Genomic DNA, 26,328 nt, shown 5'->3' on the forward strand with positions numbered 1-26,328 from the left:
CGGACGATTCGATGGTGACATCTGCCACCGACCCGAACCCCCACGCCCCGGAGACCCCCGCCGCCGCAGATCCCGCGGCCCCCGAGGCTCCACCGGCCCCCGCCGCGTCAAGCATGCCCGGCGCTTCCGAGAAGGCGCCGCGCTGGTCGCTGCCCGCGCTGGTCGCGATCATGCTGCTGGCCGGGGTCCTGTACTCCTGGAACCTCTCCTCCTCCAGCCTCAACAGCTTCTACAGCGCCGCGATCTACAGCGGTACACAGAGCTGGAAGGCCTGGTTCTTCGGCTCGCTCGACGCGGGCAACTTCATCACCGTCGACAAACCACCGTTCGCGATGATGCTCATGGGCCTGTCGTGCCGCGTCTTCGGCTTCGGGACCTGGCAGATGATGGTGCCCGAGGTCGCGGCCGGTGTCGGCACGATCTGGATCCTGCACTCCTCCGTGAAGCGGGTCTTCGGGCATGTGGCGGCCACGATCGCCGCGCTCGTCCTCGCGCTCACCCCGATCACCGTCGCGATCAACCGCGACAACAACCCCGACACCATCCTCGTCCTGCTGATGGTCGGCGGCGCGGCCCTCGCCCTGCGCGCGGTGCACAACGACAAGCTGCTGCCGCTCATCGGCTCCGCGGTCCTCTTCGGGCTCGCCTTCAACACCAAGATGCTCCAGGGCTACATCGCCCTGCCCGCCGTCTTCGCCGTTTACGTGTACGCGTCGAAGCTCGGCTGGAAGAAGAAGGTCGTCAACCTGGCCCTGGCCGCGGTCGCCCTGGCCGTCTCCAGCTTCTGGTGGGCCACGGCGGTCTCGCTCGTCCCGGCCGACGACCGCCCGTACATCGGCGGGTCGACCGACGGCTCCGCCTGGAACCTGATCATGGGTTACAACGGCCTGGGCCGCGTCCTCGGTGGCGAGGGCAACGGCGGAGGCGGCGGAGGCGGAGGCGGCACCTTCGCCGGCACCGCGGGCATCGGCCGGATGTTCAACGACATCCTCGGCGGCCAGATCTCCTGGTTGATTCCTTTCGCGTTCCTCGCGCTCGCCGGCGGCCTGGTGCTGTGCGGACGGGCCCCGCGCACCGACATGACGCGCGCCGCGCTCGTCCTGTGGGGCGGCTGGCTGGCACTGCACTACGTGACCTTCGCCATGGCCGAGGGCACCATGCACCCGTACTACACGACCGCGCTCGCCCCCGGCATCGCGGCGCTGACCGGCGCCGGCGGCGTCATGCTGTGGCGCGCCTTCCGCAGCGGTGACGCCCGCTGGTCCTGGGTTCTGCCGGCCGGCCTCGCGGTCACCGGCGTCTGGGCGGTCGTGGTGCTGCGCCGTGCCACCGGCTGGAACACCTGGCTGTGGCCGACGATCGCCGTACTCATGGTCCTCGCGATCGCGGGCCTGTTCGTCCTGCGGACCGCGAGCTCCGGTACGAGGGTCCGGCTGCTCGGCGCCTCCGTCGTCGCGGCGATCGTGGCGGCCCTCGCGGGTCCGACGGCTTACGCAGTCTCGCCCGCCTTCTCCTCTGCCGGCGGCGGCATGAGCGGCACCAACCCGACCGCGGGTCCGTCGAGCGGCGGCGGCATGGGCGGTCCCGGCGGCGGGGGCGGCCGGGGCGGCTTCGGCGGCGGCAACGGCGGCGGTCCCGGCGGCCAGCAGAGCGGCCGGGCGAACGGGGAGCTCCCCGGCGGCGGTAACGGCCAGATGCAGCCGGGCGGCGGCAACGGTGAGCTCCCGCAGGGCGGCGGCGCACCCAGTGGCGCACCCAGTGGCACGAACGGGGGGTTCCCGGGCGGCGGCACGGCTCCCGGCGGCGGGACCACCGGCCAGAACGGCGGGACCGGTACGGCTTCCGGCGGGACCGGTACGGCTCCCGGTGGCAGCAGCGGCACGAGCGCCGGCCCCGGCGGCGGTGGCGGCGGAGGTATGGGCGGCAGCGTCAGCAACGAGCTGATCTCGTACCTGGAGAAGCACCAGGACGGCGCCAAGTGGCTGCTCGCGGTGTCCAACTCGCAGGGCGCCGGCCAGATGATCCTCAGCACCGGCAAGCCCGTCATCTCGATGTTCGGCTTCACCGGCCAGGACAAGGCGATGACCTTGGCCAGGCTCAAGGAGTTGGTGAAGAAGGGCGAGCTGCACTACATCCAGCTCGGCGGTGGCATGGGCGGCGGCATGGGTGGCGGCGACCAGGAACTCACCGCCTGGGTGCAGAAGTACGGCACGGCGGTGAAGGAGAGCGAGTACAGCAGCAGCGCGACGACGGGGTCCTCCAACTCGTCGGACTCGTCCAACTCGGCGGCTGAGGAGAGCAGTTCGAGCACACAGTCCACGTCGACGATCTACCGTCTGGACGCGTCGGACGTCAGCTGAGCCCGACCGGCACCGGTTGACACCGCGTGGCCCCCGACCGGAACGCCGGTCGGGGGCCACGCCCGTTTCCAGACCGCCTCATGACCTCTCCTTGGCCCTACGCGGGCTCTACGCGCGTCAAATCGAGCCGAAATCAGCCGAGTTGCCGGTTCACGTCATGCAACGGACACGCGTAGTTCATTGCCGGAAACGCATGTCCATGTCACGCTCCCGAATGTCTCCTCCATTCGACACGCGTAGAACGGACACCCCCGATGCCCGCGACGCTGATACGCACCCGCCGCTGGAAGACCGTGGCACTCGCCACGTCGACCGTTCTGGCGGCCCTCGCCATCCCCACGATGACCGCGACTCCGGCCGGCGCGACGACGACCGCGTACGACGCCACGTACTACAAGAACGCGGTCGGCAAGACCGGTACGACGCTCAAGTCCTCGCTGCACACGATCATCAGCAGCCAGACGAAGATCTCGTACTCCGCGGTCTGGAACGCGCTCAAGGTCACCGACCAGGACCCGAACAACAGCAGCAACGTGATCCTGCTGTACAGCGGTGTCTCGCGCAGCAAGACCCTCAACGGCGGCGACGTCGGCGACTGGAACCGCGAGCACACCTGGGCCAAGTCGCACGGCGACTTCGGCGAGGCGACCGGCCCCGGCACGGACCTGCACCACCTGCGTCCCGCGGACGTCCAGGTCAACAGCATCCGCGGCAACCTGGACTTCGACAACGGCGGCAGCGCCGTCACCAACGGCGGCGGCAGCACCGTCGACTCCGACTCCTTCGCGCCGCGCGCCGCGGACCGGGGCGACGTGGCCCGCATGATCCTCTACATGGCCGTGCGCTACGAGGGTGACGACGGCTGGGCCGACCTGGAGCCCAACGAGAAGGTCGGCAACGGCAGCAACCCGTACATGGGCAAGCTCTCCGTACTCAAGGCGTGGAACGAGGCGGACCCGCCCAGCGCCTTCGAGGAGAAGCGCAACCAGGCGATCTACGACACGTACCAGCACAACCGCAACCCGTTCATCGACCACCCCGAGTGGGTCGAGGCGATCTGGTAGCCGGTCCGGCGACGGACACATGCCGCGCCCTGAACTCCCCCTGATCTACGGGGAGTTCAGGGCTTCTGCTATTTCCGGCCGAGGTTTCCGGCGATGGTCAGGAAGAGCAGGAGATTCGCGACACCACTGACCGCGACGTTGGACCAGGGGGGACCGGACTCGCCGGCCTTCATGATGTGGACGCGGCCTCCCTTGACGTCGATCTCCTGGACTTCGGACCACGGAAGAACACGTTTCCCGGTACCGGTCACGCCGTTGCGGGAGACCGAGAGAGCGCCGAAGTCGACCGTCCCGCCCTCCAGCACCGCTTCCAGGACCGTCTGCCCCTGGGCACGGAGTACCGCCTCCTGCATCCACGGACCCCAGGTCTCAGGTCTCTCGTAGAACTCGGTGACCTCGGCGCCGCCGAAGCTCGGGGCGGCCACGGAGTAGACGTACTTGGCGGGGGTGGGGGCGCCGTTGACGAACAGTTGGGTGATGTCCTGGTAGATCCTCGCGGAGTCCCAGCGGAAGGCGGTCATCCCGTCCCCGAACTGCGGTTGCACGATCATCCCGTGCTCGAACAGGTGCAGGCGCTTGGCGGCCTGCTTCCTGCTGAAGTTGGGGAAGCGCCGCAGCCACCAGAAGCACAGCACCCCGGGAACCAGGAAGAACGCCGAGAACACGAAGAGCATGTTGAGGTAGACGAGGAACATCAGCGCGCCGAGCCGCTTGGGAGCGAACGAGCCCTCAAGCGCCCCGAGTTGATGACGCGCGGCCAGTGCGGCGACCTCGGGCGACGGGGACGCGGGCGTGGGTGTGGGTGTGGTCATGGGCCTCTGCTTCACGAAGGAGTGACGGGGATCGGGCGAGCTACTGCCTTGTCCGGGCGACGAGTTCAGCGAGCAGTTGGGTACGAGGGACCATCGTTGCGATCATGACATGCTCGGTGTCCGCATGGGCACCCCTGCCGACGCCACCAAGACCGTCCAGCGTCGGACAGCCCACGGCAGCCGTGTAGTTGCCGTCCGAGGCGCCGCCGACGGCGACCCCACGCAGCGGTTCCTGACCCAGGTCCGACGCGATGCGGGAGGCCAGGGCGAACAGTCCGGCGGACGAACCGGACTCCATGGGCGGCCGTTTCCTCCCGCCCAGTACGGTCAGCCGGGCGCCCGGTGTCCGGGCGGTGAGCCCGCGCATGAGCTCGTCGGTACGGTCCTGCGCCGCCAGGGTCGGTACGCGTACGTCCACCGCGATCTTCGCCAGCGCGGGCACGGTGTTGAGCGTGCTGCCGGCCGACATCAGGGTGGGCGTGACGGTCGTGGCTCCCAGAACCGAAGGGGTTCCACCGACGACTCCGTCGGCATCGAGCGAGGCCCCGAGACCGGCGATGGCCAGCACCTGGTGAGCGGCCTCGACCGCGGCGTTGATCCCCCGGTGCGGTTCCAGTCCCGCGTGGGCGGCCTTGCCGTGCACCACGACCTCGTACCGTGAGGTGCCCTTGCGGGCGGTCTTGAGTGCGCCCGTCTCGTCCGCGGACGCCTCCAGTACAAAAGAGGCGGCGAGACCGCGCGCGGTGTCCTCGATCAGTTCCCGAGAGGTAGGGGAACCTACCTCCTCGTCCCCGGTGACCAGCACGCACACACCTTCCCGGGACGGCAGCGACGCCAGCGCGTGGAACATCTGCACCAGCCCGGCCTTCATGTCCAGGACCCCAGGGCCACGGGCGATCCCACCGGCCACCGACCAGGGGTGGGTCTCCAGCGAACCCCCGGGCCACACCGTGTCATGGTGCCCCACCAGCAGCACACGCGGTGTGCCGAAGGTCCACCGCAGGTGGGTCACACCGTCGACCACGATCGTCTCCGGCACCGCGCCCAGCAGGCGCGCGCCGAGGGCGCCGACCACCTGGGCGCTACGGGCCACGGCGGCATGGTCGGCGGAGAAGGACTCACAGACGACGAGTTCCTCAAGATCGGTGAGCATCGCGGGCAGAGCGATCACGTTTCCCCCTCGGGTCGCGGACTCCGGACTGCGGATCGGCGATGTGATGAGACGTTACGAAGGGGCATGACATTCCACCAGCGACCAGATTGCATGGAACCCATGCACTGAAGGAATGTGAGCGGAGGGGACGTGTTCGAGACCGACGCGCTGCGTCTGCTGGTGACCGTGGCCGACACGGGGTCGTTCACCGCTGCGGCGATCCAGCTCAACTACACGCAGTCCGCGGTGTCCCGGCGGATCGCCACCCTCGAACAGCAGGCAGGCGGCCCGCTCTTCGAACGGCTCCCACGTGGCGTACGCCTGAATCCCGCCGGCCGGGCACTGCACCGTCACGCCATGGACGTACTGGAACGTCTGTCGAGGGCGGAGCAGGAGCTGACCGTGATCCACGCGGGCCAGGGCGGGATGCTCCGCGTGGGAGCTTTCGCGACCGCCAACATCTCACTGGTACCGGCCGCCCTGCGGGAGTTCGGACGGGCCAGACCGGACGTGGAGATCGTCGCCGTGGAAGGCCGGAGTACGACACTGATGGACCGCCTCGCGGAGGGCGCGCTCGACCTGGCCGTGGTCAGCGACTACCCCTCCGGCCTCCCCTCGGCCGACGGCACCACGACGACCGCACTGCTGGAGGACGAGCTGTTCGTCGCCCTCCACCGCGAACACCCCCTGGCCGAAGCCGAGTCGATCGACCTGCGCGATCTGCGCGACGAGGCCTGGCTCCAGGACGCGTACGGCGACCGCCCCACGATGCTCGCGGACGCCTGCGCCCGGGCCGGCTTCACCCCACGCAAGATCATCAGAATCGCGGAGTGGACCGGCAAGTTCGGCTACGTCGCCGCCGGCCTGGGCGTGGCACTCGTCCCGTCGCTGGCCACCTGGGCGATCCCACCCGAACTGACCCTGTGCCGCGTCGCCGACCCGCCCCTACGCCGAACGGTCCACATGGCACTGCCCGTTGCACCGCTGCCGGCGGCGCTGAAACTGGGGGACCTGCTGCGTGCCACCGCAGTGGGGGACCTACTGCGGTGGCACCGCGGGCTGAACCGTCCTGCGCCTCGGCCGGGCAGGAAATGACAGCGCGGGCGCGCCCGATAGACCGGGCACACCCGCTACCGCCGCACCCCTGCCGACCGCGACCGACCACACGGTGGTGGCGAGTCGGCCGGAGCGCTGGGACCTGCCTGCTAGACCTTCTGCAGGTGCAGCTGCATCTGGCAGCCGCCGGAGCGTCCGTCGGTGTCGATGCCGATGGTCACCGGGGTGCCCTCGAACGCCGTGTGGTTCTGGTTCGAGGGCAGGGCGTTCCCACACTGGCTGCCGTCACCGTCCGCGAAGTACCGCACTTCGAGGATGACGTCCGAGCGGCCCGAGACGGTGAAGGTGAGATTGCAGCCGCCCGACCTGCCGTCGGTGTCGACCCGGATCTGGGGCCCGAAGGTCCGGAACCGCTGGATCGGCATCTGAAACGTGCCCGGGTTCCCGCACTGTCCCGCGTCACCGTTGGAAGTGACCTGGAAGCCGTAGCTGATGGACACGCCTCGGAGCGTATTGTCCGGGTCGAAGATGCCGAAGGACAGCTGACAGCCGCCCGAGCGGCTGTCAGTGTCGAACCGGATCGCTTTGGTGAAGTCCGGATCCTTGGCCCACTGCTGCCCTGCCAGCCCGCCGCACTGCCCGGCATCGCCGTCCGGGTTGAACCGGATGCCGATCTCCGCCGGGACAGCGGTCGCGGTGCTCTCCGATGCCTGCGCCGCCGTACCGGACAGACCGGCGATGAGCGCGCCGGCCGCGAGTACACCGGAGAGCGCTCTCAGGCGTGAGTTCCTCATACTGTTTCCCCTCCCAGGGCATCGTGGGCACACGTCGGCCACGAAGTGGCGTGAGTGAACGCGATGACCGCGTGAACCTCGGCGGCGCCTGGTCAGTGGCGCCGCGTTTCCTGCGTTGCGTTGCGGTTCAGGACGTAACAAGAGCCCCCGTTGCCGCGCGGACTCAGTATGGGGGATCTAAGGCCAGAGCCGCACTGACGGTAACTGGCCAATCTGCGGAGCGTGAGTACCGAACGGGCAAAACCGGTCACCCGGTACGTCTTCCCTGCGGCGTACCGGCAGCTCAGAGCCCACAGGTGATGCACAGCCAATTTCCGCACGGCGAGCCATATTCATCCGGCACAGTCCACCAACCGCCCGAAGAGGGAGAGGGAAAGGGCTTGCATTGATCTTGACGCCCCGACCTGGCGGACCCATGGTCCAGACGACCGCGTTCGGCCTCAACTGCCGCTACAGGTAAGCGAGTTCACTGGATACGCGCGCGAGTCGACCGACTCGTACGCCGTGCCCCAGCGTCCCCGGGGAGGGTGCGTCCGGACTGAATCGCAGGCACGGGAGCCAGTGATCCAAGAAGCCGTTCCGGGTGTCACCGCATGCTTGACCATGCGTCTTCTGGCCGGGGTGCCAGCACCGCGGAGACCACCTCGTCGGCGGACGCCATGACGTCGGCGATGAAACGAAAGCGCCCGATACCGAGCCGCCGCAGTGCTGAGCCGTGGTCAGCGGCGACGACAAAGGAGACCGCGAGCAACAGCATTCGCCAAAGGACCATCACTGGGCGGCGCACCGGGCGGGGCAGTTCTGCCAGGGAGGCGTGCAACCGCTCGCAGTGGAACGGGACATGGCGCTGCTCGTCGGACAGGATCCGTCCCGCCACATCCGAAGTGAGCGCGTCAGGGGCGCCATCACGTACGACCCTGTAGTAGCGCAGCGCCACCACCTCCGCGATCATCAGCACCAGCAACTCCAGGCGCAGGCCCATGAGACGCCGCAACCGCACGAAGACCGTGTCGCTCCAGTGACCGGTCAACGTCGGTACGCCACCCGCAGCCAGCAGCCGAGCGAGCAGACGGGCGTGGTTCTGTTCCTCAGCGACGAAGAGCCGGACGGCCTGCGCGTAGTCGGCATCACCGGCCTGATCAGCTTTGCCGACGAGGTTCGCTCCGTCACCGTCCTCGCCGATCTGGAAGCGCTGAATGCTGGCCCACACCGCCGGATGCAGAGTTGCCCCTTGCCCCCAGTCCGGGTCCCCCTGGGCGAGCCGACGCTCCCGCTCACCCTCGAACCGCTGCGTCCACTTGGCGAATCCGCCCGTCTGCACCCGGTCACTCCTCTCCGGGACACGACCACCGCGCCCTGGAGAGGAACGACGCCCGGCGGACACCGAACCGTTCCACCGCTGCCCGACGGGTCACCTCGTGAGCACGCACACGACAACCGCCCTGGGATGGCGGGGCCGACGCCCCCGGTGTCTCTCATGCGGCAACTGGGCGCCGCGCTCAACGCCTCAGCGGCTGAAGCCTCCAACGACGCCGACGCTGAATACCTGCAGGCATCCGCACGGCCCGAGGTCGTGGCCGTCGCGGGACGTCTCGCACAGGTCATGGTCGCGAACGACCTGAGCGAACTTGCCACCCTGTGGCAAGCCAAGCACGCCGACGAGCCGCCACACAAGAATTAGGGGCCGCAGTCTGGCGGCTGAGCCCCGGCGAAGCCCTGCACCGTGTCAGTCACGCACGCTGATACCCGCGTCACTTGGAACAGACAGAGCGGCCAATGACGTGTCGTCGCCACCGCCCAGCAGACGTTCGAGCTGGTCCCGCTCCATGAGCTCACCCCCGATCGGGATCCTGCTGTACAGCAACGAAGTACAGCAACCCCAGCAACCGTCAGCGCCCAGCACTGGCCCTCTCGACCCTCCCCGCAGCCTGTACGACCTCCAATGACCGGTCTCTGCAGAGCTACGGATCAGCAGGCATGACCTGTTGAGCGGTGAGGTCGTCCGCACGGTAAAGGCCGCGACCCGGGGTGCGACAAGGGTCGGCTACCTCACCACTCAGAGCCGCGCCAGATTCGTGCCAGGTGGAGCGGGGAACCACGAGGAACGGCGGGTACTGAACCGCTGGCGTCGAAGCAGTTCCGCACAGTCGGCCGCAGGTCAGACGCCCAGCGGGCCCAAAAACACCTCAGCTTCCCAAGCTCAGTACGCGGAAGGTGCTGACGCAGACGATGCCCTCCCTCCGACACGGTCCCGAGCATGGCGAATGGCAACGGCGTGCCGGAGAAGGTGGCGTGGATCCTGGTGCGGGACGACCGGGTGTTGGTGACGCGTAGTCACGGCAGAGATCGCTTCTACTTCCCGGGCGGTCATCGTGAGCCGGGCGAGTCCGACGGCGAGACCCTGGTGCGGGAGATCGACGAGGAACTGCAGGCGGCGATCGACCCCGGTTCCATGGTTCACTTCGGCACTTTCGAGATCGGCGAGGGCCATCCGGATCACGGCCCCTTCCGGATGATCTGCTACACCGCCGATCACCAAGGTGAGTTGACCCCGTCAAGGGAGATCGCCGAGAAGGCATGGTTCCGTTACGCCGATCGGGACCGAGTCTCGGCCGTCGACGAGATGGCTTTCGACGCGCTTCACGAGGCCGGGCAGCTTCCCTGATCTCGTGAGGGAAGAGGACCACACCGAAGAGGCCGTCCCACGGCCATTCCCACAGGCCAACGCCCAAATCGGCACCGAATGATCGCAGTTTCCCAAGCTGAGAGCACCCATCGCCATCCACGAACCGCGAGTCAGAGCAGGTCCCGCCAGAAGGGGACCGTCGCTGTGGGGTCCCAACTCTCGTCGACGTCGCCGCGTGCCTCATCGAACTCCTGGTGCATGTAGTCGACGAGGTCCAGCCCGTAGTAGATGACGTCGGTCTGCCACATCGAGAGCGCCGGGTGCCCGAAGTTTCCGTGGCCGGCGGGAAGGTGGCGGTGGGCGTACACCGGTACGAGCACCGGCACATCAGCGAGGTGGAGTCGTGCGGTGGCCAGGGCGTCCGCCGCATCGGACGGCCGCGTGCCCCAGGCCGCGTACCAGAACCCGTTGTGCTCGACGCTGAGGAGGACCCCCTCGGCCAGCCGGCTGAGCTGCTCGCGTACCTGGGCCGGATCCTCGCTGCGCCACTCGGGCCAAGGCCTCGACCAGGTCTGCCCCTCTTCGGGCGGAACATTGACGGGAAGGCCGGCCGCGAGGAACGCACGGTGATCGGAGCGGTCAGCGGTGCAAGATTTCCGGCGCTGCCTGCCCGTGTCGGACGTCCTTGATCAGAACATAGCCCGGGCCCGCTGGCTCCAGGCAGTCCGGACCGTGCAGGTCGAGATCCTCAAGATCCGTTGGAAGCACGAAGTGCTGCCCTACATATGCCGGATCAAGGGCGAAGCCCACCCGGGTGCCGCTGCCTTCCGCCGGATGAAACTCCTGGGGATCGGCAAGGGGCCGGATACCGCTGAGGTCCTGGCGCAACCCGCGCCCCGCGCACCACATCTCGACAGTCACCCGGCGGGATATTGCGGCAACAGCTGCCAACTGCCACCACTCAGGCCCTAGGAGGGAACCGAAGTAACCGAGGTCAGGACCGCCGGAGACTCCCCAGGCATGCGGCTGGTCCATGGATACCGTGAAGCTGCTGTCGCTGGTGATCGTGACGAGACCACGCAACACGTGCTCCCCGGCAACTCTCGTCGCTGGATGAAGCACGTGCCGCCCCGCCGTGCACAGCAAGTTGGCTGGCAGCTTCGGACTCCCGGGCCCCACTCCGAAGTACATGCCCGGCCGTCTACGCACGGCGGTATCGAACTCCAGCACCTCGATGTCCGCCGCGCTGTACCCATGCTCCGTCACCACCACACGCTATCGACGGGGCAGGCCCGTCTGAAGGTGAAAATCAGGCCGCCGCCCAACCAGTTCCGTTCACCGACCCCCGTTCGTCACGTACACCGCGTACGGGATCAGGACCGCCGGCAGGGTCAGCAGGCGTGGCTTGAGGGGGCGGCCGGTGTGCAGGGGGCGGAGGACGACGAAGAAAAGGAGCAGGAGGAGGACGAGGCTGCCGATCAGGACCAGGGCGATCAGGGCGAAGCCGCTGTTCTCGATCTGGTCGTAGGTGCAGCCGTCCAGGTCGCGGCGGCCCAGGTCGTCGTACTCGCAGTGGCCGTAGGCGATGTACCAGCGTGTGCAGAAGATGGCGAGCGCCGCTGGGACACCGATGAGGAGGTGAACCAGGAGCGGCGGAAGGTAGCAGCGCAGGGCGCGGAGGGCGGTACGCATCCGGTCATCTCACCATGGCGGGGTCGGCCGGGCTCCCCAGCAGGCGAGCCCCGAGGACGAAGGAGGCCGCGGTCTCACACTCGTACGGGCCCTCGCAGAACGCCGGGGCTGTTGCCCCCGGCGGCACGGCATCGGAAAGGCGACGTGGGTGGAACTGGCGCTTCCGGCGGTGCTGCGGATGTTCGACGGGCCCTCAGACCTGGCTTCCAGTGCCGGATAACGCCTGCCCGTCACCCCAAGTGCGTCGCCGCGAACATCCGCAGCACCGCCGGAAGCACCACCACCGACGGTCCCGGCTGCGTCAACGCCTTCGCGAGGTCCGTCTCCAGCGTCTCCGCCGACGTCCGTACCCCCGGTACCCCGAACGACTCCGCCAGCGCCACGAAGTCCGGCCGCGCCAAGTCCGTCCCCGTCGTCTCCCCGAACGCGTCGGTCATGTACTCGCGCAGGATGCCGTAGCCGCCGTCGTCGACGATCAGCCAGGTCACGTTCAGGTCGTACTGCCGGGCCGTCGCCAACTCCGCGATGCCGTAGAGGGCGCCGCCGTCGCCCGAGACCGCGAGGACCGGGTACGTCGGGTCGGCCACCGCCGCTCCCAGGGCCGCCGGGAAGGCGTAGCCGAGGCCGCCCGCGCCCTGAGCCGAGTGCATGGTGTTCGCACCGCGCGGGTCGAAGGCCGACCACGCCCAGTACGAAAGGATCGTCATGTCCCAGAAGGACGGGGAGCGGGGCGGCAGGGCCGTCCTGATTGACTTCAACAGACCCTGTTCCAGGGTTAGTTCCTGGGCAGCGAGGCGCGCGCCCACCCGGTCGAGCACCCCCCGGACCCGGTCCCCCGCCGTCTCGTCCGCCCTCGCCGCCGGCACCGTCTCCAGCAGCGCCTGCAGCGCCAGTCGTGCGTCCGCGTGGATGCCCAGGGCCGGGTGGTTGGACTCCAACTTGCTCAGGTCCGCCTCGACTTGGATGATCCGGCCGCGCGGCTTGAACGTGTGGTAGTTGGAGGAGAGTTCACCCAGGCCCGAGCCGACGACCAGCAGGACGTCCGCGTCCTCCAGGAAGTCGGTCATGTGCTGGTCCTCCAGCCAGGACTGGAGGGAGAGCGGGTGCATCCACGGGAACGCGCCCTTGCCGCCGAACGTCGTCACCACCGGCGCCTGGAGACGCTCCGCCAGCGCCCTCAGTTTGCCCGAGGCGTCCGCCCGTACGACCCCGCCGCCCGCGATGATCGCCGGGCGCTCGGCGTTCGACAGCAAGTGGGCTGCCAGCGCCGTCAGTTCGGGGCGCGGGGGCAGCTCCTCGGGGAAGGCGTCGCCGCCCGTCACCACGGGAATCGGGGTCTCCGCCATCAGCACGTCCTGCGGGATCTCCACCCACACCGGGCCGTGCGGGGCCGTGAGCGCCGACTTCCAGGCGTCGGCGATCACCGAGGGGATCTGGGACTGCGTACGGACCGTGTGGACGGATTTCACCACGCCCCTGAACGAGGCCTGCTGGTCCGGGAGTTCGTGGAGGTAGCCGTGCCTGCCGCCGCCCAGCCCGGCAGTTGGGATCTGGCTGCTGATCGCGAGCACCGGGGCCGAAGCCGCCGCCGCCTCCTGGAGTGCTGCCAGTGATGTAAGCGCGCCCGGGCCCGTCGACAGGAGCAGCGGGGCCGCCTCCCCCGTGATCCTGCCGTACGCGTCCGCGGCGAACCCCGCGTTGTTCTCCACCCGTAGGCCGATGTACCGCAGGTCGGAGCGGCGCAGTGCGTCGAACAGGCCCAGAGCGTGCTGGCCGGGGAGGCCGAAGACCGTCGTCGTGCCGAGTCCGGCCAGCGTCTCCACGACCAGGTCTCCGCCGTTGCGGCCGGGGGGCGGGTTGAGCGCCGCCTCCGTCTGGGCAGCGGTCGGCTTCAGCACCAGGTCGTGGTCGTGGGTCACTTCGCTGCCTTTTCCTGCTTCTTCTGCGCGATCTGGCGGGACATGATCGTCGTCAGTTCGTACGCCGTGTGCGACGCCGCGACCGACGTGATCTCGGCGTGATCGTACGCGGGGGCGACTTCCACGACGTCCGCCGAGACCAGGTTGCAGGACGCCAGGCCCCGCAGGATCTCCAGCAGCTCGCGCGACGTCATTCCGCCTGCCTCGGGCGTGCCCGTGCCGGGGGCGAACGCCGGGTCGAGGCAGTCGATGTCGATGGAGATGTAGAGCGGGCGGTCGCCGATGCGCTGGCGGAGCTGGTCGGCGACCTCGTCGACACCGCGCCGCATCACGTCCGCCGACGTCACGATCCCGAAGCCCATCTTCGCGTCGTCGTCCAGGTCCTGCTTGCCGTACAGCGGGCCGCGCGTGCCGACGTGCGAGAGGGCGGAGGTGTCGAGGATGCCTTCCTCCACCGCCCGCCTGAACGGCGTCCCGTGCGTGTACTCGGCGCCGAAGTAGGTGTCCCAGGTGTCGAGGTGCGCGTCGAAGTGGAGCAGCGCCACCGGGCCGTGCTTCTTCGCCACCGATCGGAGCAGGGGCAGCGCGATCGTGTGGTCGCCGCCGAGGGTCATCAACCTCGCGCCCGTTCCCAGCAGTTCGTCCGCCGCCGCCTCCACCGTCTCCACGGCCTCGTGGATGTCGAACGGGTTCACCGCGATGTCTCCGGCGTCCGCGACCTGGGCGAGTGCGAACGGGGACGCGTCCTGCGCCGGGTTGTACGGCCGCAGCAGCCGGGACGCCTCGCGGATCGCGTTGCCGCCGAAGCGGGCGCCCGGCCGGTAGGAGACCCCCGAGTCGAACGGCACCCCGACCACGGCGACATCCGTGCGCCCGCCGACCTCGTCGAGGCGCGGCAGCCGCGCGAAGGTCGCGGGACCGGCGTACCTCGGGATGCGGGACGAGTCGACGGGGCCTCGGGGCGTCTCGTACGCCTCGTTACTGCTGGTCATGCTGTTCTGCCTTCTTTTCGCGCCGGATGTGGCCGGCGAACCGCTCGCACCGGGACAGGTGGCCGGGACGGACCCAGGAAGTGTACTTTTCTCCACTTTCCGCAAGCCGTGCGGATGGCACGTCCACCATCTCCACCACCTCCATCATGCCCACCACACCTGACCCCTCCGTACTACCGAGGTCGCGTGACCTGCGTCCCAGCGGTCGGGACGTCCGGGTGCTCGCGGTGTCGCCTGCCTCACAATGGGAGGCATGCCGATACCCGGGATTCCCAGCCGCGCCGAGCTTGTCGATCACCTTGTGAAAACCCGCATCGCGGGTGACGTCGCCACGCCCCGCGAGAACAACCTCTCCCACTACCGCAAGCTGGCGAACGGCGAACGGCACTACTGGCTCGGGCTGGAGCTGGGCGACCGCTGGACCGACGAGCAGGACGTGCTCGCGGTGATGGCCGAGCGGGTCGGTGTGAACGACGATCCCGAACACCGGTACGGCCAGGACACCATCGACCCGGAGCTGACGGTCGCCGGGCTGGAGCGGCTGGCGGCCCGGCTGCGCAAGGCGGCCGACGGGCAGCAGCGGGTGCTGTTCGCGACCGGTCACCCGGGCGGTCTGCTCGACGTGCACCGTGCCACGGCCGACGCGTTGCGGAGCGCCGGCTGCGAGATCGTCGTCATCCCGGACGGTCTGACGACGGACGAGGGGTACGTGTTCCAGTTCGCGGACGTGGCGGTGCTGGAGCACGGGGCCTCGCTGTGGCACACGCACTCCGGCGAGCCGATGCGCGCGATCCTGACGGGCCTTGAGCGCGCGGGCCGCCCGCTGCCCGACCTGGTCGTCGCCGACCACGGCTGGGCGGGGTACGCCGCACAGCACGGCATCGACTCCGTCGGTTACGCCGACTGCAACGACCCGGCGCTGTTCCTGGCCGAGGCGGAAGGCACCCTCCAGGTGGCCGTTCCGCTCGACGACCATGTGACGAGCCCGCGCTTCTACGACCCGCTGACGGCGTTCCTGCTCAACGAGGCCGAACTGCTCGGCGAGTAAAGAGATGAAACTCGTGATCAGGGGGTGCGGGGGACCCTGATCACGCCCTCCTGGATGACCGTGATGGCCAGCTGTCCGTCCTGCGTGTAGATGCGGCCCTGGCCGAGACCCCGGCCGCCGGACGCCGACGGTGACTCCTGGTCGTACAGCAGCCATTCGTCGGCGCGGAACGGGCGGTGGAACCACATCGCGTGGTCCAGGGAGGCGCCGACCACGTCGTTGACCGCCCAGCCGCCCCGTCCGTGCGCGAGCAGGATTGAGTCGAGCAGCGTGTAGTCGGAGACGTACGTGGCGAGGCAGACGTGGAGCAGCGGCTCGTCGACGGCGCCGCCGAGCTTGCCGTTCGTACGGAACCAGACCTGGGAGCGCGGTTCGCGGGGCTCGCCGAACCTGCCGTAGGGCGGGTCGTCGACGTAGCGGATGTCGACGGCCTCGCGGGACTGCAGGAACTTCTCGACGATCGCCGGGTCCAGGTGCTCGTACTTGGGGAGCTGTTCCTCGGCCGTGGGGAGGGTCGCCGGGTCGGGGGCGGCGGGCATCGGGGCCTGGTGGTCGAGGCCCTCCTCGTGCCGCTGGAAGGACGCGGAGAGGTGGAAGATCGGCTGCCCGTGCTGGACCGCGACGACGCGGCGGGTGGTGAAGGACCGGCCGTCCCGGATGCGGTCGACGGTGTAGACGATCGGCACCCCGGGGTCGCCCGGGCGCAGGAAGTACGAGTGGAGCGAGTGGGCGGGGCGGTCCGGAGGGACCGTGCGCCCGGCGGCGACGAGTGCCTGGGCCGCGACCTGCCCGCCGAAGACGCGCGGGACGATGGCGGGCCGGGACCGGCCGCGGAAGATGTTCTCCTCGATCTGCTCGAGGTCGAGCAGATCGAGGAGAGACTGAAGTGCCTGACTCATGCAGTCATTTCTACGGGTCAGTAATTTCCGGGACCTTACGGGCCCATGTCCTTACAGGCCCGCAAGATCCCAGCCGTGCGGATGTACCTACAGGCCCATGTCCTTCGCGATGATCGACTTCATGATCTCGCTGGTGCCGCCGTAGATCCGGTTGACGCGGTTGTCCGCGTACAGACGGGCGATCGGGTACTCGTTCATGAAGCCGTAGCCGCCGTGCAGCTGGAGGCAGCGGTCGATCACGCGGTGCGCGACCTCGGTGCAGAACAGCTTGGCGCTGGCGGCCTCGGCCGGGGTCAGCTCGCCCGCGTCCAGGGCCTCGGTCGCGCGGTCTGCGACGGCCTCGGCGGCGTCCACCTCGGCCTTGCAGGCGGCCAGCTCGAACTTGGTGTTCTGGAAGTGCGCGACCGGCTTGCCGAAGACGACGCGCTCCTGGACGTACTGCTGGGCGAACCGGACGGCCGCCTTGGCCTGCGCGTACGCGCCGTAGGCGATGCCCCAGCGCTCGGAGGCGAGGTTGTGGCCGAGGTAGTAGAAGCCCTTGTTCTCCTCGCCGAGGAGGTTCTCGACGGGCACCTTGACGTCGACGAACGCCAGCTCGGCGGTGTCGGAGGTCTTCAGGCCGAGCTTGTCCAGCTTGCGGCCGATCGAGTAGCCCTCGGACTTGGTGTCCACCACGAGGAGGGATATGCCGTGGCGGCGATCCTCGGCGCTGGGGGCGTCGGTGCGGGCGCAGACGATCATCTGGTCGGCGTGGACGCCACCGGTGATGAAGGTCTTGGAGCCGTTGAGGACGTAGTGCGTGCCGTCCTCGCTCAGCTTGGCGGTGGTCTTCATGCCCGCGAGGTCGGAGCCGGTGCCCGGCTCGGTCATCGCGATCGCCCACATCTCCTCACCGGAGACGAACTTGGGCAGGTAGCGCTTCTTCTGCTCGTCGGTGGCGAGCAGCTTGACGTACGGCAGACCGAGCAGCACGTGCACACCGGAGCCGCCGAAGGAGACACCCGCGCGCGCGGTCTCCTCGTACAGGACGGCCTCGAACTTGTACGAGTCGATGCCGGCGCCGCCGTACTCCTCGTCGACCCGGATGCCGAAGACGCCCAGCTCGGCGAGCTTGTAGTAGAACTCGCGCGGCGCCTGGCCGGCGGCGAACCACTCGTCGTAGACGGGAACGACCTCGGCCTCGATGAAGGCGCGAAGGGTCTCCCGGAACGCCTCGTGATCCTCGTTGAACACAGTACGGCGCACCGCCGCCTCCTCGACTCGAACACCTAAGCGCTTGCTCAGATCAACCGTACCGGCGAGTACGAAGCCCCGTCCAGTGGAGTTGGGCCGTAACGCTCATCACTCTCCCCGCTCCCCCGCCGCCGCGAACGCCCCCCTGGCCATCCGGTGCAGCAGTGCGGCCGTGACACCCCGGCCCGGAAGTGCGCCCGGGCGGCCCAGGTGCGGGGTCGAGTTCAGGAGGCCGAAGACCGAGTGGACGGCCGAGCGGGCGGTCGGTTCCGTCAGCTCCGGGTAGACCTCCCGGACCACCTCCACCCACAGCTCGACGTACTGCCGCTGGAGCTGGCGCACCAGCTTGCGGTCGCTGTCGCGCAGGCGGTCCAGTTCGCGGTCGTGGAGGGTGATCAGGGGGCGGTCGTCCAGGGCGAAGTCGATGTGACCCTCGATGAGGGAGTCGAGGAGCGTCCCGGGATCTCCGTCGGCCTCCGAGACCCGCCGTTTGCCACCGGTCAGGAGCTGGCCGCTGATGCCGACCAGCAGTTCGGCGAGCATCGCGTCCTTGCCCGGGAAGTGGCGGTAGAGGCCGGGGCCGCTGATGCCCACGGCCGCTCCTATCTCGTCCACGCCCACACCATGGAAACCGCGCTCGGCGAAGAGCCTCGCGGCCTCCTTGAGGATCTGTTCGCGGCGGGTCGGGGCGTCGGTTCTCGTGGCCATGCGATTGATTCTAGACACGGAGGTTAGCGGTCGTTAACCTGAGGGAAACAGGTTAACGCTCATTAACCAGTCGACCGCTGGTGGGCTACTGGACGACCACCGGCTCGACGACTGGGCCGACCACTGGGTTAGGGGACCGCAGGATGCAGGAGGCACCGGAGCTCCACAGCGCGGCGGACCCCGCTTCGGAGGCCTGGCGGGCCAACGAGGCGGCTCACCGCGCGCTGGTCGGGGAACTGCACGGCAAGCTGGCCGCGGCTCGGCTGGGCGGCGGCGAGAAGGCCCGGAACCGGCACACCGCGCGCGGGAAGCTGCTTCCCCGGGAGCGGGTCGACCGGCTCCTCGACCCCGGGTCGCCCTTCCTCGAAATCGCCCCCCTCGCCGCCGACGGGATGTACGAGGGGCAGGCGCCGGCGGCCGGTGTCATCGCCGGGATCGGGCGGGTCAGCGGGCGTGAGTGCGTGATCGTCGCCAACGACGCCACCGTCAAGGGCGGCACGTACTACCCGATGACCGTCAAGAAGCATCTCCGCGCGCAGGAGATCGCCCTCGACAACCGGCTTCCCTGCATCTACCTGGTGGACTCCGGGGGCGCCTTCCTGCCCATGCAGGACGAGGTCTTCCCCGACCGTGACCACTTCGGGCGGATCTTCTTCAACCAGGCGCGGATGTCCGGCGCCGGGATTCCACAGATCGCCGCCGTGCTCGGATCGTGCACCGCGGGAGGCGCCTACGTGCCCGCCATGAGCGACGAAGCGGTCATCGTCCGCAATCAGGGGACCATCTTCCTGGGCGGTCCCCCGCTGGTGAAGGCGGCCACGGGTGAGGTCGTGACCGCCGAGGAACTGGGCGGAGGGGATGTCCACGCGCGCGTGTCGGGCGTCACCGACCATCTCGCGGAGGACGACGCGCATGCCCTGCGCATCGTCCGGAACATCGCCGCCACCCTCCCCGCGCGCGGGCCGCTGCCCTGGGACGTCCAGCAGTCCGTGGAACCCAAGGTCGACCCCCACGGGCTCTACGGCGCCGTGCCCGTAGACTCCCGCACTCCTTATGACGTACGGGAGATCATCGCGCGCGTGGTCGATGGCTCCCGGTTCTCGGAGTTCAAGGCCGAGTTCGGGCAGACCCTGGTCACCGGCTTCGCCCGCATCCACGGGCACCCGGTCGGGGTCATCGGCAACAACGGCATCCTGTTCTCCGAATCCGCCCAGAAGGGCGCCCACTTCATCGAGCTCTGCGACCAGCGCGGCATCCCGCTCCTGTTCCTCCAGAACATCTCCGGCTTCATGGTGGGCCGGGACTACGAGGCTGGGGGCATCGCCAAGCACGGCGCCAAGATGGTCACGGCGGTGGCCTGCACGCGCGTGCCCAAGCTGACGGTCGTGGTCGGCGGGTCCTACGGGGCCGGCAACTACTCGATGTGCGGCCGGGCGTACTCGCCGCGCTTCCTGTGGATGTGGCCCGGCGCCAAGATCTCGGTCATGGGCGGCGAGCAGGCCGCGTCCGTTCTCGCGACCGTCAAGCGGGACCAGTTGGAGTCGCGCGGGGAGTCCTGGCCGGCGGCGGACGAGGACGCCTTCAAGGACCCGATCCGCGCGCAGTACGAGCACCAGGGCAATGCCTACTACGCGACCGCCCGGCTCTGGGACGACGGGGTCATCGACCCCCTCGAAACCCGCCAGGTCCTAGGTCTCGCGCTCACCGCCTGCGCCAACGCGCCACTGGGAGACCCCCAGTTCGGCGTCTTCCGGATGTGAGGACTCATGTTTGACACTGTGCTTGTCGCCAACCGGGGCGAGATCGCCGTACGTGTCAGCCGTACGCTGCGCTCCCTCGGTGTGCGTTCGGTCGCCGTGTACTCCGACGCCGACGCGGACGCCCGGCACGTCCGGGAGGCCGACACGGCGGTACGGATCGGACCGGCGGCAGCGGCGGAGAGCTATCTGTCCGTCCCCCGCATCCTGGAAGCCGCCGCCCGTACCGGCGCGCAGGCGGTGCACCCCGGGTACGGCTTCCTCGCCGAGAACGCCGCCTTCGCGCACGCGTGCGCTGCGGCGGGGCTGGCGTTCATCGGCCCCCCGGCGGACGCGATCTCCCTCATGGGCGACAAGATCCGCGCCAAGGAGACGGTCCGCGCGGCCGGGGTCCCGGTGGTTCCCGGGTCCAGCGGCAGCGGGCTCACCGACGCCGAACTGGCCGACGCGGCACGGGAGATCGGCATGCCGGTGCTGCTCAAGCCCAGCGCGGGCGGGGGCGGCAAGGGCATGCGGCTGGTGCGGGAAACAGGGGAGCTGGCGGAGGAGATCGCCGCCGCGCGGCGCGAGGCCCGCGCCTCCTTCGGTGACGACACGCTCCTCGTCGAACGGTGGGTCGACCGGCCCCGGCACATCGAGATCCAGGTCCTGGCCGACGCCCACGGGAACGTCGTACACCTGGGCGAGCGCGAGTGTTCGCTCCAGCGGCGCCACCAGAAGCTCATCGAGGAGGCGCCCAGCGTGTTCCTCGACGAGCGGACCCGGGCCGCGATGGGCGAGGCGGCGGTCCAGGCGGCACGCTCCTGCGGGTACGAGGGCGCGGGCACGGTCGAGTTCATCGTCCCGGGCAGTGACCCGTCCTCATACTACTTCATGGAGATGAACACCCGCCTCCAGGTCGAGCACCCGGTGACGGAGCTGGTCACCGGCCTCGACCTGGTGGAGTGGCAGCTGCGCGTGGCGGCGGGCGAGCCGCTCAGCTTCACGCAGAAGGACGTACGGCTGACCGGGCACGCCGTGGAGGCCCGTATCTGCGCGGAGACGGTGTCCGTGCGGGCGGGTGCGCGCGGGTTCCTGCCGTCCGGCGGCACGGTGCTCGCCCTGCGCGAACCCTCCGGTGACGGCGTACGCACCGACTCGGGGCTGACCGAGGGCACGGAGGTCGGTTCGCTGTACGACCCGATGCTGTCCAAGGTGATCGCGTACGGCCCGGACCGCCCGACCGCGCTCAGGAAACTCCGGGCGGCCCTCGCGGAGACGGTCACGCTGGGCGTGCCGACGAACGCCGGGTTCCTTCGCCGACTCCTCGCCCATCCGGCGGTGGTGGCGGGCGAGTTGGACACGGGGCTGGTGGAGCGCGAGGTCGACTCCCTCGTACCGGACGGGGTGCCGGAGGAGGTCTACGAGGCGGCGGCGGCCGTACGACTGGAGGCGCTGCGGCCGAAGCCGACGGGGGGCGGCTGGACGGATCCCTTCTCCGTGCCGAGCGGTTGGCGGCTGGGCGGCACGCCGAAGCCGCTGCCGTTCGAGCTGCGAGTGCCGGGACTCGAACCCGTCACCCACTTCCTCCAGGGCACGCACACGGTCACCGACGACCAGGTGTCCGTGGTCGTCGACGGCGTCCGCCACACCTTCCACCGCGCCGGCGACTGGCTGGGCCGCGACGGCGACGCCTGGCAGGTGCGCGACCACGACCCGGTGGCGGCCTCCCTCACCGCGACAGGCTCGGGGGGTGCCGGTTCCCTCACCGCGCCGATGCCGGGCACGGTGACGGTGGTGAAGGTGGCGGTCGGGGACGAAGTGGTCGCCGGTCAGAGCCTGTTGGTGGTCGAGGCGATGAAGATGGAGCACGTCATCGCCGCCCCGCACGCGGGCACGGTCGCCGAGCTGGACGTCACCCCGGGGACGACAGTCGCGATGGACCAGGTGCTGGCCGTGGTCACGCCTGCGGAGTCCATGGCGGAGTCCCCTGCGGAGTCCTTGGCGAAGTCCTCGGCAGAGGAGGAGAAATGACGCTCCCCATGGTCGTACCGGCCCCGGGTCTGCCCGCGCGGGTCAGGATCCACGAGGTCGGCGCACGCGACGGCCTGCAGAACGAGAAGGCGACCGTCCCGACAGCTGTGAAGGCGGAGTTCATCCGCCGACTGGCCGCCGCCGGCCTGACGACGATCGAGGCGACGAGCTTCGTACATCCCAAGTGGGTGCCCCAACTCGCGGACGCGGAGCAGCTGTTCCCGCTCGTCAGAGATCTGGGCGAGCTGAGCGAACCGAGCGGTCTGAAGGTGGCGCTGCCGGTCCTGGTGCCGAACGGGCGCGGCCTGGACCGGGCCCTGGCGCTGGGAGCGAAGCGTGTCGCCGTGTTCGCCAGTGCCACGGAGTCCTTCGCCAAGGCCAACCTCAACCGGACGGTCGACGAGTCGCTCGCGGTGTTCGAGCCGGTGGTGAGACGCGCGAAGGACGAGGCGGCGCATGTGCGCGGCTATGTCTCGATGTGCTTCGGCGACCCCTGGGAGGGGGCGGTCCCGCTCCACCAGGTGGTACGGGTCTGCAGGGCGCTGCGGGACATGGGCTGCGACGAGTTGAGCCTGGGCGACACGATCGGCGTCGCCACCCCCGGCCATGTCCTGGAACTGCTCTCCGCCCTCAACGAACAGGGCGTCCCGACGAACGTGCTGGGCGTGCACTTCCACGACACCTACGGACAGGCACTCGCCAACACCCTGGCCGCGCTCCAGCACGGCGTCACCACCGTGGACGCCTCCGCGGGCGGCCTCGGCGGCTGCCCGTTCGCCAGGTCCGCGACCGGCAACCTGGCCACCGAGGACCTGGTGTGGATGCTCCAGGGCCTCGGCATCGAGACCGGGGTCGACCTCGCCGGCCTCGTCGCCACCAGCACGTGGATGGCGGACCAGTTGGGCCGGCCGAGCCCGTCCCGCACCGTACGAGCCCTGTCCCACAAGGATTCACAGGGCTCACAGGCCTCGCAGATCTCACAGGATTCCCAGGAGCAGTGAAGGACCATGGACCACAAACTCTCCCCCGAACTGGAAGAACTCCGGCGTACGGTCGAGCAGTTCGCGCACGACGTCGTGGCCCCGAAGATCGGCGACTTCTACGAGCGGCACGAGTTCCCGTACGAGATCGTCCGCGAGATGGGCAGGATGGGCCTGTTCGGGCTGCCATTCCCCGAGGAGTACGGCGGTATGGGCGGCGACTATCTGGCGCTGGGCATCGCGCTGGAGGAGTTGGCGCGGGTCGACTCGTCGGTGGCGATCACCCTGGAAGCCGGGGTCTCGCTGGGCGCGATGCCCATCCACCTGTTCGGCACGGAGGAACAGAAGCGGGAGTGGCTGCCGCGGCTGTGCGCCGGCGAGATCCTGGGCGCGTTCGGCCTCACGGAACCGGACGGCGGCTCGGACGCGGGGGCGACGCGGACGACGGCCCGGCTGGACCCCGACACCGATGAATGGGTGATCAACGGCACGAAGTGCTTCATCACCAACTCGGGTACGGACATCACCGGCTTCGTGACGGTGACGGCGGTGACAGGACGCAAGCCGGACGGCAGGCCGCTCATCTCCGCGATCCTCGTCCCGTCCGGCACGCCGGGCTTCACGGTGGCGGCGCCGTACTCGAAGGTCGGCTGGAACGCCTCGGACACGCGGGAGCTGTCCTTCGCGGACGTGCGGGTCCCGGCCGCGAACCTGGTCGGCGAGGAGGGGCGCGGCTACGCCCAGTTCCTCCGCATCCTCGACGAGGGGCGCATCGCGATCGCGGCGCTGGCGACCGGACTCGCCCAGGGCTGCGTGGACGAGTCGGTGAAGTACGCAAAGGAACGGCAAGCGTTCGGGCGTCCGATCGGCGCGAACCAGGCGATCCAGTTCAAGATCGCGGACATGGAGATGAAGGCCCACACGTCCCGCCTGTCCTGGCGGGACGCGGCCTCCAGGCTCGTGGCAGGGGACCCTTTCAAGAAGGAAGCGGCCCTGGCCAAGCTGTACTCGTCCACGATCGCGGTGGACAACGCCCGCGACGCGACCCAGATCCACGGCGGCTACGGCTTCATGAACGAGTACCCGGTCGCCCGGATGTGGCGCGACTCGAAGATCCTGGAGATCGGGGAGGGCACGAGCGAGGTGCAACGGATGCTCATCGCACGGGAGTTGGGGTTGGGGATGGAGATGGCGGGCTGAGACCGACGGAAAGCGCCCCGGTGATCGCGGCGGTGTGCCGGTAGGCGCCGCGGGCCGCCGCGACGACCTGGTCCTGCACCTCGGGGTCGGCGAGGGCCTGGTTCATGCGGGATGCGAAGCGGGCCCAGCGGTCGCGGTCGCCGCTGGTGTAGTAGGCGACTCCGTCCGTGCCGGGCAGGCGGTAGGCGGCGGTGACGTACGGGTGCAGGTAGAGGGCGCCGAGCGTCGAGCCCTCCATGACGTAGAGGTACCCGAGGAGCGCCGGAAGGTCGGACGCCGCGGCCAGTCGCCGTACGTCCGCCGCGAACGCCTCCCCTTCCTCGGCCGCCCAGGAGCCGGGCACGGTGCCGAGGCTCGCGAAGTAGGCCAAGTCGCGCTCGATGACGGGGAGTTTGCCGAGGTCGGCCGACCACACGGGGTCGGCCGACGACTCCGTGACCCGGGCGAGTTCACCTTCAAGGGCGCTCAACACCACCCGATAGGCGGCGAGTTGGCCGACGTACCGCTCGACGGGAAGTGTCCCGGCGATCATCGCGCTCGCGAAGGGGGTGGCCTCCAGCGCGTCATGCCAGTCACGGGTACTCGTACGCAGCCGCTCAACCACCGTGGCAGGGGCAGGGACCGGGGCGGTCGTCACGCGCCGCTCCGCTGCTGGAGCGTCTCGAGGAGACGGTCGATGAGGTGGCCCTTGCGTTCGATGGTGAGGTCGAAGTAGGCGGCGCTGCGGTCGGACCGGCACACGCGGTACACGCTCTCCTTGGCCTCATGCTTCAGCAGGACAGCTTCAGCTGCGAGCGCGAGGAGCGTCGACTCCAGCTTCGGGTGACCGAGTACGTACGCCTTCAGCCGCTCCCCCGAGAGTGAAGGTTGGGACGACTCCGGGTCGAGCAGTTCGAGGAAGACCCGGTTGCTGAGCCCGTCGTAGTCCTCGTGGATCCTGCCCCCGCCGAACTCGGGTACGAAGTCGGTGAGGTCGTTGAACAGCTGGCTGGCCAGGCCGAGTTGGCGCATGGCGGCGTCCAGGACGTACTGCTCGTCATCGACGACGCGCAGACCCGCGAGTGCCGAGTCGAGCGGCATCCGAAAGAGCGTGCCGGTCTTGAGGGCGGCCAGCGACTCCCAGTAGGCAACGCGCTCTTCGAGGGGCGCGGCCAGCAACTCGGCGCGGGTCTCGGCCGTACGCGTGGACAGGTCGACGGCCTGCCCGGTGAAGCCGCTCTCGACGGCCCGCAGGAGGCTGTCCACGACATCGGGATCGGCCGCGTGCCGCAGGACGGCCGCGATGAGCCAGGAACCGGTGTTGAGCGCGAGGGGCACACCATGGGTGACGTGGAGCGCGGGTTCGCCGTAGCGGACCTCGCTGCCGTCCTGGATGTCGTCGATCGCGACGAAGGCCTTCAGCATGACCCGTACGGCTACGGCAGCCCGCCGGACGACGGCCAGGTCGGCCTCGGAACCGTCATGCCCGGCCCCGTTCCCGATCTCGTCGGGGAAACCCCGGTAGTTGCGGTAGGCCCAGTAGACCATCGACGGTCGCAGCGGGGCCCGGTTGCCGCCGGGCGCCCCGGCGGTCGGCGGCAACGCCTCCTGGCCCACCTTGGACCCGACGGCGTCGGCGACGGGTTCGTAGAGGGAGCGCCGCAGGGCGGACTCGTACACGGACTGCGAGGCGACCGACCCAGGAGCGGTCAGCGAACCGAGAAACTCGGCCAAGTCCTCCTCCAGCAGAGCGGCGTCGCTCCGCACAACCTCCGCTACCGCGTCCACTGCTTCCCCAGTCGCATCAGCGACCCTCTCCGTGGCACCCATACCCGCCCCAGCCTCCACTTCCCGCTACCGCCCCCGACCCCCGTCGACACGCAGAAGCGTGATCGCAACTGGCATATTTCGCAAGGGAGTTCGAGGACAGTGAGGCGGCCAATATTGCGAAATCCGGCCACTGAGTGCACCGAACGGGCCTACACGAGAACGGACGCATACCTCTCTGGCAAATTCCAAAAGCAAAAGCCACTCGTACGGCTG

General features: G+C 69.3%; 24 protein-coding genes. 10 read left to right on the forward strand and 14 right to left on the reverse strand.

Annotated elements, in window-relative coordinates; all coding sequences use genetic code 11:
- The first annotated feature begins 14 nt into the window (after positions 1–14).
- Both G3I56_RS02590 and G3I56_RS02595 read left to right on the forward strand, forming a co-directional pair.
- A complete protein-coding gene (locus G3I56_RS02590; protein ID WP_164407241.1) occupies positions 15–2,360 on the forward strand; it encodes a glycosyltransferase family 39 protein in 2,346 nt (781 codons plus the stop codon).
- Between the two features lie 254 nt (positions 2,361–2,614).
- Complete coding sequence (locus G3I56_RS02595; protein WP_164406877.1) at positions 2,615–3,424, forward strand: endonuclease; 810 nt, start codon at positions 2,615–2,617, stop codon at positions 3,422–3,424.
- 68 nt (positions 3,425–3,492) lie between these two features.
- Here G3I56_RS02595 and G3I56_RS02600 read toward each other — a convergent pair whose 3' ends face one another.
- Complete coding sequence (locus G3I56_RS02600) at positions 3,493–4,236, reverse strand: DUF6585 family protein (protein ID WP_164406878.1); 744 nt, start codon at positions 4,234–4,236, stop codon at positions 3,493–3,495.
- Positions 4,237–4,276: 40 nt separating this feature from the next.
- Positions 4,277–5,389, reverse strand: coding sequence for a M20 family metallopeptidase (locus tag G3I56_RS02605; RefSeq protein ID WP_164407242.1), 1,113 nt, complete (start codon positions 5,387–5,389; stop codon positions 4,277–4,279).
- A 150-nt stretch (positions 5,390–5,539) separates the two neighbouring features.
- On the opposite strand from G3I56_RS02605, the gene G3I56_RS02610 reads away from it, so the two are divergent.
- Positions 5,540–6,484, forward strand: coding sequence for a LysR family transcriptional regulator (locus G3I56_RS02610; RefSeq protein WP_164406880.1), 945 nt, complete (start codon positions 5,540–5,542; stop codon positions 6,482–6,484).
- A 110-nt stretch (positions 6,485–6,594) separates the two neighbouring features.
- Here G3I56_RS02610 and G3I56_RS02615 read toward each other — a convergent pair whose 3' ends face one another.
- Positions 6,595–7,239, reverse strand: coding sequence for a hypothetical protein (locus tag G3I56_RS02615; protein WP_164406881.1), 645 nt, complete (start codon positions 7,237–7,239; stop codon positions 6,595–6,597).
- Between the two features lie 586 nt (positions 7,240–7,825).
- On the reverse strand, positions 7,826–8,560 hold the full coding sequence (locus G3I56_RS02620) for a ferritin-like domain-containing protein (RefSeq protein ID WP_164406883.1): 735 nt from the start codon (positions 8,558–8,560) through the stop codon (positions 7,826–7,828).
- 156 nt (positions 8,561–8,716) lie between these two features.
- On the opposite strand from G3I56_RS02620, the gene G3I56_RS02625 reads away from it, so the two are divergent.
- The gene (locus G3I56_RS02625) at positions 8,717–8,920 is read left to right on the forward strand and encodes a hypothetical protein (RefSeq protein WP_239134643.1); all 204 of its coding nucleotides are present in this window, start codon (positions 8,717–8,719) and stop codon (positions 8,918–8,920) included.
- Positions 8,921–9,496: 576 nt separating this feature from the next.
- Positions 9,497–9,904, forward strand: a complete 408-nt coding sequence (locus G3I56_RS02630; RefSeq protein WP_164406884.1) for an NUDIX domain-containing protein — start codon at positions 9,497–9,499, stop codon at positions 9,902–9,904.
- 131 nt (positions 9,905–10,035) lie between these two features.
- Here G3I56_RS02630 and G3I56_RS43540 read toward each other — a convergent pair whose 3' ends face one another.
- The 5 genes from G3I56_RS43540 to speB form a co-directional block, all read right to left on the reverse strand.
- A complete protein-coding gene (locus G3I56_RS43540; RefSeq protein WP_239134644.1) occupies positions 10,036–10,251 on the reverse strand; it encodes a hypothetical protein in 216 nt (71 codons plus the stop codon).
- 253 nt (positions 10,252–10,504) lie between these two features.
- On the reverse strand, positions 10,505–11,131 hold the full coding sequence (locus G3I56_RS02640; RefSeq protein WP_343239840.1) for a hypothetical protein: 627 nt from the start codon (positions 11,129–11,131) through the stop codon (positions 10,505–10,507).
- Positions 11,132–11,200: 69 nt separating this feature from the next.
- Positions 11,201–11,557 carry a hypothetical protein gene (locus G3I56_RS02645; RefSeq protein WP_164406886.1) on the reverse strand — a complete coding sequence of 119 codons (357 nt, stop codon included), beginning with the start codon at positions 11,555–11,557 and terminating at the stop codon, positions 11,201–11,203.
- A 230-nt stretch (positions 11,558–11,787) separates the two neighbouring features.
- Positions 11,788–13,476: a thiamine pyrophosphate-binding protein gene (locus tag G3I56_RS02650; RefSeq protein ID WP_164406888.1), complete on the reverse strand. Its 1,689-nt coding sequence runs from the start codon at positions 13,474–13,476 to the stop codon at positions 11,788–11,790.
- Positions 13,473–14,468 carry an agmatinase gene (gene speB, locus G3I56_RS02655; RefSeq protein WP_164406889.1) on the reverse strand — a complete coding sequence of 332 codons (996 nt, stop codon included), beginning with the start codon at positions 14,466–14,468 and terminating at the stop codon, positions 13,473–13,475. Before speB ends, G3I56_RS02650 begins: the two co-directional genes overlap by 4 nt.
- Positions 14,469–14,721: 253 nt before the next feature.
- Here speB and G3I56_RS02660 point away from each other — a divergent pair, with 253 nt between their 5' ends.
- Positions 14,722–15,516, forward strand: coding sequence for a phosphatase (locus G3I56_RS02660; protein ID WP_164406890.1), 795 nt, complete (start codon positions 14,722–14,724; stop codon positions 15,514–15,516).
- 17 nt (positions 15,517–15,533) lie between these two features.
- On the opposite strand, the gene tesB is transcribed toward G3I56_RS02660, so the two are convergent.
- The 3 genes from tesB to G3I56_RS02675 form a co-directional block, all read right to left on the reverse strand.
- A complete protein-coding gene (tesB, locus tag G3I56_RS02665; RefSeq protein WP_164406892.1) occupies positions 15,534–16,415 on the reverse strand; it encodes an acyl-CoA thioesterase II in 882 nt (293 codons plus the stop codon).
- A gap of 87 nt (positions 16,416–16,502) precedes the next feature.
- Entirely contained in the window at positions 16,503–17,660 is a 1,158-nt protein-coding gene (locus G3I56_RS02670) for an acyl-CoA dehydrogenase family protein (RefSeq protein ID WP_164406893.1), read from the reverse strand.
- Positions 17,661–17,756: 96 nt separating this feature from the next.
- On the reverse strand, positions 17,757–18,356 hold the full coding sequence (locus tag G3I56_RS02675; protein ID WP_164406895.1) for a TetR/AcrR family transcriptional regulator: 600 nt from the start codon (positions 18,354–18,356) through the stop codon (positions 17,757–17,759).
- Between the two features lie 143 nt (positions 18,357–18,499).
- On the opposite strand from G3I56_RS02675, the gene G3I56_RS02680 reads away from it, so the two are divergent.
- From G3I56_RS02680 to G3I56_RS02695, 4 genes are read left to right on the forward strand one after another with little or no spacing between them, the layout of a single operon-like run.
- Positions 18,500–20,116, forward strand: coding sequence for a carboxyl transferase domain-containing protein (locus G3I56_RS02680; protein ID WP_164406897.1), 1,617 nt, complete (start codon positions 18,500–18,502; stop codon positions 20,114–20,116).
- A 6-nt stretch (positions 20,117–20,122) separates the two neighbouring features.
- Positions 20,123–22,126 carry a biotin carboxylase N-terminal domain-containing protein gene (locus tag G3I56_RS02685; protein ID WP_164406898.1) on the forward strand — a complete coding sequence of 668 codons (2,004 nt, stop codon included), beginning with the start codon at positions 20,123–20,125 and terminating at the stop codon, positions 22,124–22,126.
- On the forward strand, positions 22,123–23,127 hold the full coding sequence (locus tag G3I56_RS02690) for a hydroxymethylglutaryl-CoA lyase (RefSeq protein ID WP_164406900.1): 1,005 nt from the start codon (positions 22,123–22,125) through the stop codon (positions 23,125–23,127). The genes G3I56_RS02685 and G3I56_RS02690 overlap by 4 nt, the downstream gene beginning before the upstream one ends.
- Before the next feature lie 6 nt (positions 23,128–23,133).
- Complete coding sequence (locus G3I56_RS02695) at positions 23,134–24,306, forward strand: acyl-CoA dehydrogenase family protein (RefSeq protein WP_164406901.1); 1,173 nt, start codon at positions 23,134–23,136, stop codon at positions 24,304–24,306.
- On the opposite strand, the gene G3I56_RS02700 is transcribed toward G3I56_RS02695, so the two are convergent.
- A complete protein-coding gene (locus G3I56_RS02700; RefSeq protein WP_164406902.1) occupies positions 24,263–24,943 on the reverse strand; it encodes a biliverdin-producing heme oxygenase in 681 nt (226 codons plus the stop codon). The genes G3I56_RS02695 and G3I56_RS02700 overlap by 44 nt on opposite strands.
- Positions 24,940–26,073, reverse strand: a complete 1,134-nt coding sequence (locus tag G3I56_RS02705; protein WP_343239841.1) for a polyprenyl synthetase family protein — start codon at positions 26,071–26,073, stop codon at positions 24,940–24,942. Before G3I56_RS02705 ends, G3I56_RS02700 begins: the two co-directional genes overlap by 4 nt.
- Positions 26,074–26,328: the final 255 nt, after the last annotated feature.

The sequence above is a fragment of the Streptomyces sp. SID12488 genome (assembly GCF_010548275.1).
In the GTDB taxonomy this organism is placed as follows: domain Bacteria; phylum Actinomycetota; class Actinomycetes; order Streptomycetales; family Streptomycetaceae; genus Streptomyces.